Raw genomic sequence first — 8,780 nt, 5'->3', positions numbered from 1 at the left:
AGCTACCTCGCCGGACTCCATCTCCGCGCCTCCATGATCTGGATCAAGGACCTCGCGCGGACCATCCATTGATCACAACTGGATACAGGCCCTAGGACTCGACTCGCTCCTCGCCATGGAACTACGGGCCCGGATCCACGCCGAACTCGGCGTCGCCCTGCCCGTGGTCGCCCTGCTCAGCGGCACCCCGGCCGGGGAACTCGCCGCCCAGCTCCACGACGGCCTCAGCGCCCTCGCCTCGACCGACACCCCCGACGGGGCGGCGGGCACGGTCGCACTCCACCAGGACGAGCGGCAGCACCCGCTGACGCAGAATCAGAAGGCGCTCTGGTTCCTCGAGCACCTCAACCCCGACGGCTACGCGTACAACATCGGCGGGGCCGTCGAGGTGAACGCCGTCCTCGAACCGGACCTGATGTTCGAAGCAGTCCGCCGCCTCATCGCCCGCCACCCGGCGCTGCGCACCAACTTTCTCCTGGTGGACGGGCAGGCCGTGCAGCGGGTCTCCGAGGACCCGCCACCGACCTCGGCCTCTTCGACGTCCAGGGCGAGGACTGGGACACCATCCACGCGACGATCGTCCAGGAGTACCGCAAGCCCTACGACCTCGCCCACGACCCCCTGGTCCGCTTCCGCCTCTTCAAACGCGGCCCGGACCGCTGGATCATCATGAAGGCCGTCCACCACATCGTGTCGGACGCCATCTCCACGTTCACCTTCATCGAGGAACTCCTCGCCGTCCACGAAACGCTGCGGCGCGGCCAGGAACCCCAGCTCCCACCGGTCCAGGCCCGCTACCTCGACTTCCTCAACCAGCAGAACACCTTCCTGGCCGGGCCCGGGGCGGCGGGCATGCTCGACTACTGGCGCACCCATCTGCCGGCCGAGGTCCCGCTCCTGGACCTCCCCGTCGACAAACCGCGCCCGGCCGTCCAGACCCACAACGGGGCCTCCGAGTTCTTCGTCCTCGACGACGCGCTGAGCGCCCGCGTCCACGCACTGGCCCGCGCCCACGGCGTCACCCCGTTCATGGTGCTGCTGAGCGCGTACTACCTCCTGCTCCACCGCTACTCCGGGCAGGACCACATCGTCGTCGGCAGCCCGGTGACCGGCCGCACCCGGCAGGACTTCGCCTCCGTCTACGGCTACTTCGTCAACCCGCTGCCCCTGCACGCCGACCTGTCCGAGGACCCGACCGTCGCCGAACTGCTGCAACAGGTCCGCCGGACCGTGCTCGGCGGTCTCGACAACCAGGAGTACCCCTTCGTCCTCCTCGTCGAGGAGCTGGGCCTCCAGCACGACCCCAGCCGCTCCGCCGTCTTCCAGGCGATGTTCATCCTCCTCACCCACAAGGTGGCCGCCGAGCAGTACGGCTACCGCCTGGAGTACATCGAACTGCCCGAGGAGGAAGGGCAGTTCGACATAACGCTGTCGGCGTACGAGGACGAGGCCGAGGGCCGCTTCCACTGCGTGTTCAAGTACAACACCGACCTCTTCCTCCCGGAGACCATGCGCCGCATGGCCGCCCACTACACCCGCCTCCTCGACCGGATGACCCACGCCCGGGGTGAACAGCCCGCCTCCCGCCTGGAGATGCTCGGCGACCGGGAGCGGGAGCGGCTCCTCGGGGAGTGGAGCCGCCCGGCCCTGCCGCCCGCCGGACCCGAACACGACTCGCCGGAAGAGTCGTTCACCCCGGTCCAGACGCTGATCGCCCGCATCGCCGCCGAACACCCCGCCGCCGTCGCCGTGACCATGCCCTCCCCGCGGGGCGGGTCGCGCCGGATGACCTACGCGGAACTTGACCGCCGGGCGGACAGTACCGCCGCCCGGCTGCGTACCCTCGGCGTCGCAGAGGGCTCGGTGGTCGTCCTGTGCCTGGACAAGTCGCCCGAGCTGATCGTCGCCCTCCTCGCCGTGCTCAAGGCCGGAGCCGCCTATCTCCCGCTCCGGCCCGACCAGCCCGCCGACCGGCTCGCCCACCTCGTGAGGACCACCGGCGCGGGACTCGTCCTCGTCGCGGACGACGCCGGGCCGGACCAGACCGGAGCCCTGGCCGTACCCACGCTCACCCTGACCGGGCTCGACCGCGCCGAACCGCACCCCGGCGGACCGGCGGCCGGCACCGGCCCGGACTCACCCGCGTACATCATCACCACCTCCGGATCCACCGGCCGCCCCAAGGCCGTCCGGGTCAGCCACCGCAACCTCGCCTCCGCCCACGCCGCGTGGCGCCAGGAGTACCGGCTGGAGACGGACGTCCGGGTGCACCTCCAGATGGCCGAGCCGTCCTTCGACGTGTTCACCGGCGACCTGGTGCGCGCTCTGTGTTCGGGTGGCACCCTCGTCCTGGCCGACCGCGACCTCCTCTTCGACACCACCCGCCTCTACCGGACGATGCGTCAGGAGAGGGTGGACTGCGCCGAGTTCGTGCCAGCCGTCGTCCGCGGCCTGATGGACCACTGCGCACGGGAAGGACTGCGGCTGGACTTCCTGCGGCTGCTGGTGGTCGGCTCGGACGCCTGGAGCGTGGGGGAGTACCGCCGGCTGGCCGAGCTGTGCGGACCCGGCACCCGCCTCGTCAACTCCTACGGACTCACCGAGGCCACCATCGACAGCGCGTACTTCGAAGGGCCCGTCGAGGACCTGGAGCCCGGCGCGATGGTCCCGATCGGCCGCCCCCTGCCGGGCAGCACCCTCCACGTCCTGGACACCCACGGCGAACCCGTCCCGCCCGGCGTGCCCGGCGAACTCTGGATCGGCGGCGACGGCGTCGCCCTCGGTTACGCCGGGGACCCCGAGCAGACCGAGGAGCGGTTCGTCACCCGGACGCTCGGCCGAACCGCCGGCGCCCGGCCCGAACGGCTCTACCGCACCGGCGACATCGCCCGCTGGGACGCGCACGGCCGGGTCCACATGCTCGGCCGGAGCGACGGACAGGTCAAACTGCGCGGCCACCGCATCGAGATCGGCGAGATCGAGGCGCAGCTCGCCCAGTGGCCCCCGCTCGCCCGGTCCGTCGTCACCGTACGCACCGACACCGGGGGAGACGCGGCGCTCTGCGCCTACTGCGTACCGCAGCCCGGTGCGACCGTGGACGGCCGGGCCCTGCGCCGCCACCTGGCGCGCTCGCTGCCCTCCTACATGATCCCGTCCCACTTCGTCGAGCTGCCCGCTCTGCCGCTGACGGCCAACGGCAAGGTCGACACGGCCGCCCTGCCCGCACCCCCGGCCGAGGCGGGGGACCGGCCGCACGAGGAGCCCGTGACCCTGTACGAGGTCAGCGTCGCCCGGCACTGGAAGACGCTGCTCGGACGCGAACAGGTCGGCCTGGAGGACGACTTCTTCGAGCTCGGCGGCAGCTCGATCAAGCTGATCGAACTCCTCCACCACCTGCGCACCGAGTTCGGCGTCGGTGTCCCCGTCAGCAGGCTCTACCAGGTCACCACCCTGCACGGCATGGCCGCCACCGTGGAGGACGTCCTGCTCGGCACCACCGCCGACGAACTGCCCGGCCTCACCTTCAACGCCGGACAGCACCCCGCCCTCTTCTGCTTCCCGCCGGCCGGCGGCCACGGCCTCGTCTACCGGAGCCTGGCCGCCCAGCTCCCCGACCACTCCGTCACCGGCTTCAACTACCTCCCCGGCGACGACAAGATCGCCCGGTACGCCGACCTGATCGAGGACGCCCGCCCCGAGGGCCCCTACCTCCTCCTGGGCTACTCCCTCGGCGGCAACCTCGCCTTCGAGACGGCCAAGGAGCTGGAGCGGCGCGGTCGCCGGGTCGCCCACGTCGTCATCCTCGACTCCCGCCGGATCCTCGCCGCCTACGAACCGGACGCCTCGGGCATCGCCGCGTTCGAAGCCGAACTCGCCGACCACGTACGCAAGCACACCGGATCCGAGGCCGTCGCCCGCGAGACCCTCGCCCACGCCGCCGAGTACCTCGCCTTCTGCGGGCGCACCCCCAACACCGGTACGGTCGCCGCCACGGTCAGCGTGATCACCGACGAGGAGAAAGCCGCCTTCTACGCCGCCGGGGAGCAGGGCACCTGGCACGGCAGCTCCACCGGCGCCACGCCGTACTGCGCGGCTCCGGCGTCCACGCCGACATGCTCGACGCCAAACACCTGCCCCGCAACGCCGAGTTGGTGCGTTCCGTCCTGACGGGAGACGCGGCCCATGGCGGATGACGACCCCACCGACTGGACCAGCAGGGAACGCACCCCGGGCACCCCGCCCCGCGTCATCGTCGTCGGCGCGGGCGTGGCGGGCCTCTCCACCGGCTGCTACGCGCAGATGAGCGGCGCCAGGACCCGCGTCTTCGAGAAGCACGTGCTGCCCGGCGGCTGCTGCACCGCCTGGTCGCGCGACGGGTACCTCTTCGACTACTGCATCGAATGGCTCATCGGCACCGCCCCGGGCAACGACGCCCACCGGGTGTGGAGCGAACTCGGCGCGCTCGACGGCAAGACCGTGACCAACTTCGAGCTGTTCAACAAGGTCGAGGACGACAGCGGCCGGTCGGTGACGTTCTACAACGACCCCGACCGTCTGGAAGCCCACCTCCTGGCGGTCTCACCCGCCGACGCCCCGCTCATCCGGGCCTTCACCCGGGACCTGCGGCGCTTCATCGGCATCGAGCTGTACCCGTTCCTGACCGCGCCCGCGCTGCGGACCGTACGGGACCGGGTACAGACCCTGCGCACGGTGCTCCCCGCCTTCCGGCTGTTCTGGCGGACCGCCGCCACCCCGATGCACGTCTTCGCCGACCGGTTCCAGGACCCCCTGCTGCGCAAGGCCTTCCGCAACATCTTCTTCCAGGACCCGGAAGGCTTTCCGCTGCTGCCGTACCTCTTCAACATGGCAGCCGCCCACCACGGCAACGCCGGTTTCCCGCAGGGCGGTTCGCTGGGCCTGGCCCGCTCCGTCGAGGAGCGCTACCGGAGCCTGGGCGGCACGGTCACCTACCGGGCCCGCACCGAACGGATCCTGGTCGAGAACGACCGGGCGGTCGGCATCGAACTCCGCGGCGGAAAACGGTACTTCGCCGAACACGTGGTCTCCGCCTGCGACGGCCACACCACCGTCTACGGACTCCTGGGGGGCCGGTACACCGGCCCCCGGATCGACAAGCTCTACACCGACCTCCTCCACCGCCCCGGCGCCCTCTTCCCCGCCGTCGTCTCCGCCTTCGTCGGCCTGCGCGGCGACCTGGACCCCGACGAGGCGCACAGCACCACCTACCTCCTCGGCCCCAACGACGCGGCACACCTCCCCGGCGCCCTTCAGGACAGCCTCGTCGTGCAGGCACGCTCCCGCTACTCCGGCGGCTTCGCGCCGCCGGGCCACTCCGTCCTGCACTGCACCTACTTCAGCGACTACGCCCACTGGAAGGACCTGCGCACCAGGGACCGCAAGGAGTACCGCCGGCGCAAGCGTGAAGTCGCCGAATTCGTCCGCGACTTCCTGGAACGCCGCAGCCCCGGCAGCGCGGAGCGCATCGACATCGTCGAGGTCGCCACCCCCGCCACGACCCACCGCTACACCGGCAACCTCGGCGGCTCCATCCTCGCCTGGAAGGCGTTCTCCGACGCCGACGACGTCGCGGCCCGTCTGGTCGGCAAGGACCGGATGCGGCTGCCCGGACTGAGCGGCTTCTCCATGGCCGGGCAGTGGGTGGGCATGGGAGGCCTGATCCGCGCCGCCGCCACCGGCCGCTTCGCCGTCCAGTACCTCTGCCGCGAACTCGGCCTGGAGTTCCGGGCCTGGGAGAGCAAGGGCGCCGAACCCTGGCACCCCGGGAAACTGGGGCACCTGCCCCAGCTCGACCGGTGGTCCGCACGGGAGAGCGAGGGCACATGAGCGGCGACAGGAACGGTCCCGGCCCCGGCGGCACCACCCGGCCCCGGGCGAACGGACCCGGGGAGAGCGGACCCCGGAACGGACCCCAGGAGAACGGAACCAGGGCGAGCGGGCCCCGGGCGAGCGGACCCCGGGCGAGCGGACCCCGGGCGAGCGGGCCCCGGCTCGGCGGCGCCCGCCCGCCCCGCGAGACGATGATCATCATCGGGGCCGGTCTCGGTGGCCTCTCCACCGGCTGCTACGCCCAGATGAACGGCTACCGCACCCGCATCCTGGAGATGCACGAGCTGCCCGGCGGCTGCTGCACCGCCTGGGAGCGCGGCGGCTTCACCCTGGACGCCTGTGTCAGCTGGCTCCTCGGCAGCGGCCCCGGCAACGAGATGCACCAGATCTGGCTGGAGCTCGGCGCCCTGCAGGGCAAGGAGATCCGCCACTTCGACGTCTTCAACATCGTGCGCGGCACGGACGGCCGGGCCGTCCACTTCTACTCCGACCCCGACCGCCTCGAAGCCCACCTCATCGCCCTCTCGCCCGCCGACGCCCGGCTCGTACGGAAGTTCTGCGCGCAACTGCGCGGCTTCCGCAAGGCCCTCGCGGTCTACCCCTTCCTCAAGCCCGTCGGGCTGATGGGGCGTCGGGAGCGCTGGCGGATGCTCGCCTCGTTCCTGCCGTACTTCAACTCCGTACGCACCACGATCACCGTCCTGATGAGCGACTTCTCCGCGAGGTTCAAGGACCCCCTCCTGCGGGAGGCCTTCAACTTCATCCTGTACGAGAAGCACCCGGCCTTCCCCGTCCTCCCGTTCCACTTCCAGCTCGCCTCGCACGCCAACCTCTCCGCCGGTGTCCCCGAGGGCGGCTCCCTCGGGCTCGCCGAGTCGATCGAGGCCCGCTACCGTCGGCTCGGCGGCGAGGTCACGTACAACACGAAGGTCGAGTCGGTGATCGTCGAGGACGACCGGGCGGCCGGCGTCCGGCTCAGCGACGGCCGGGAACTGCGCGCCGACATCGTCGTGTCGGCCTGCGACGGCTACACCACCACCATGAAGTTCCTGGAAGGCAAATACCTCGGCGAGGACTACCGCAAGCTCTACACCGAGACCATCCACGAACCCGGCATGGTCTTCCCCGGCTACTTCACCCTCTTCCTCGGCCTCTCCCGCCCCTTCCCCGAGGGCGACCCCTGTACGACGTACCTCCTCGACGAGGCCACGGCCGCCGAACTGACCGGCATCCGCCACCCCAGCATCAACGTCCAGTTCCGCAGCCGCCATTACCCCGAACTGTCCCCGGACGGCACCACAGTCGTCTACGCCACCTACTTCTGCGACATCGCCCCCTGGCGCGCCCTGGACGAGGGCCCCGAACAGGTCACCCGCACCCGTGGCGGACAGGAGCTGCACACCCTGCCCGTACGGCACGGGCGCGGCTACTACGCGGCGAAACGCCGGGCCCGCGAGGCGCTCATCGGCTTCCTGGAACAGCGCCACCCCGGCCTGCGGGACGCGATCGTCGTCCGCGACGTCTCCAGCCCCCTCACCCAGGTCCGCTACACCGGCAACCACGACGGAACCGTGCTGGGCTGGCAGCCCTTCGTCGAGAGCGGCGAGAGGCTCGAGGAGCTGATCAAGAAGCACGGCCCGGGGCTCCCCGGGCTGCGCGACTTCTACCAGTCCGGCGTCTGGGCCACCACCGGCGGGCTCATCCGGGCCGCAGCCGCCGGACGTCACGTCATGCAGTTCGTCTGCCGCGACGACGACCGGCCCTTCACCGCCTCGCTCGACCGCACCGCGCCCCCACCGACCCACCGGGTCATCCCCGTGCCCGTCCGCCCCGCCGCACCGACGGAGAGAAAGCCATGAAGATCGCGAAATGGGTGGTCCGCGAACACGTCGAGGGCGTGCCGGACGTGGACCGCGTCTACGAGAAGGTCGTCGGAGACGTCGACGTGAACCTCGCCCCCGACGAGATGCTCCTGCGCACCCTGTACGTCTCCGTCGACCCCTACCTCCAGGGCATCGCCCTCGACACCCCCATCGGCGGGCACATGGGCGCCGACTCGATCATGGAGGTGGTGGAGGCGGGACCGCGCGCCGCCCACCGCGTCGGCGACCTCGTACAGGGCTTCGGCGGCTGGCGCACCCATGTGATCAGCACCGGCGCGGCCGAACTCTGGCAGACCGGCACCTTCCCCATGGTCTTCCCGGCGTACCGCAGGCTCGACCCCCGGTGGTACGACGACGCCCTGCCGCTGCCGACCGCCCTCAGCGTGATGGGCGGACCCGGCATGACCGCCTGGGGAACCCTGACCAAATACATGACGATCAGCCCCGGCGAGACCCTCGTCATCAGCGGGGCCTCCGGCGCGGTGGGCGCCCTCGTCGGCCAGCTCGCCGCGCTCGCCGGGGCCCGGGTGATCGGTACCACCTCGTCGCCGGAGAAGGCGGACTACCTCACCGGGCTCGGCTTCGACGCGGTGGTCGTCTACCGCCACGGGGACGGCGCGGACACCGTGCGCGAGGCGCTCGCCAGGGCCGCCCCCGACGGCATCGACCGGTACTTCGACAACCTCGGCGGCACGGTCACCGACGCGGTGTTCCCCATGCTCAACATCGGCAGCCAGGTCGCGGTGTGCTGGCAATGGGCGACCCAGGTCGGCAACGAGGACACCGGCCCCCGGCTCCTGCCCTACCTGATGTTCCCGCGCGCCACCGTCCGCGGCATCTTCTCCCTGGAGTGGTTCACCGAACGGAACTGGCAGGACCTCCACACCGAGCTGGGCGGCCGGGTCCGGCGCGGCGAGGTCGTCTGCGACCACACCCTGCACCACGGCTTCGACCGCATCCCCGCCGCCTACGGCAGCCTCTACGACGACCGGGCGGCCAACCGCGGCAAGGTGCTCGTAGAGCTCTGAG

The 8,780-nt window shown here is 71.3% G+C and carries 3 protein-coding genes and 1 pseudogene; all 4 read left to right on the top strand.

The window, feature by feature from the left end; all coding sequences use genetic code 11:
* Positions 1-91: 91 nt before the first annotated feature.
* Positions 92-4,193, top strand: a pseudogene (locus ACGF2Y_RS29870) (amino acid adenylation domain-containing protein); the annotation flags it as partial.
* Complete coding sequence (locus tag ACGF2Y_RS29865; protein WP_392953847.1) at positions 4,183-5,865, top strand: phytoene desaturase family protein; 1,683 nt, start codon at positions 4,183-4,185, stop codon at positions 5,863-5,865. The pseudogene ACGF2Y_RS29870 and the gene ACGF2Y_RS29865, both read left to right, overlap by 11 nt.
* 194 nt (positions 5,866-6,059) lie before the next feature.
* Positions 6,060-7,727: a phytoene desaturase family protein gene (locus tag ACGF2Y_RS29860; RefSeq protein ID WP_392953861.1), complete on the top strand. Its 1,668-nt coding sequence runs from the start codon at positions 6,060-6,062 to the stop codon at positions 7,725-7,727.
* Complete coding sequence (locus tag ACGF2Y_RS29855) at positions 7,724-8,779, top strand: MDR family NADP-dependent oxidoreductase (RefSeq protein ID WP_392953844.1); 1,056 nt, start codon at positions 7,724-7,726, stop codon at positions 8,777-8,779. Before ACGF2Y_RS29860 ends, ACGF2Y_RS29855 begins: the two co-directional genes overlap by 4 nt.
* The last annotated feature ends 1 nt before the right edge of the window (position 8,780 follow it).

The organism is Streptomyces sp. NPDC048142 (assembly GCF_043202835.1).
Classification (GTDB): Bacteria; Actinomycetota; Actinomycetes; order Streptomycetales; family Streptomycetaceae; genus Streptomyces.
The sequence above is the reverse complement of the archived record's forward strand: the minus strand, read 5'-3'. Positions and strand labels throughout refer to the sequence as shown.

Coding starts and splice junctions, on each gene's coding strand:
- ACGF2Y_RS29860 (WP_392953861.1), top strand. CDS start 6,060: ATGATCATCATCGGGGCCGGTCTCGGTGGCCTCTCCACCGGCTGCTAC.
- ACGF2Y_RS29865 (WP_392953847.1), top strand. CDS start 4,183: ATGGCGGATGACGACCCCACCGACTGGACCAGCAGGGAACGCACCCCG.
- ACGF2Y_RS29855 (WP_392953844.1), top strand. CDS start 7,724: ATGAAGATCGCGAAATGGGTGGTCCGCGAACACGTCGAGGGCGTGCCG.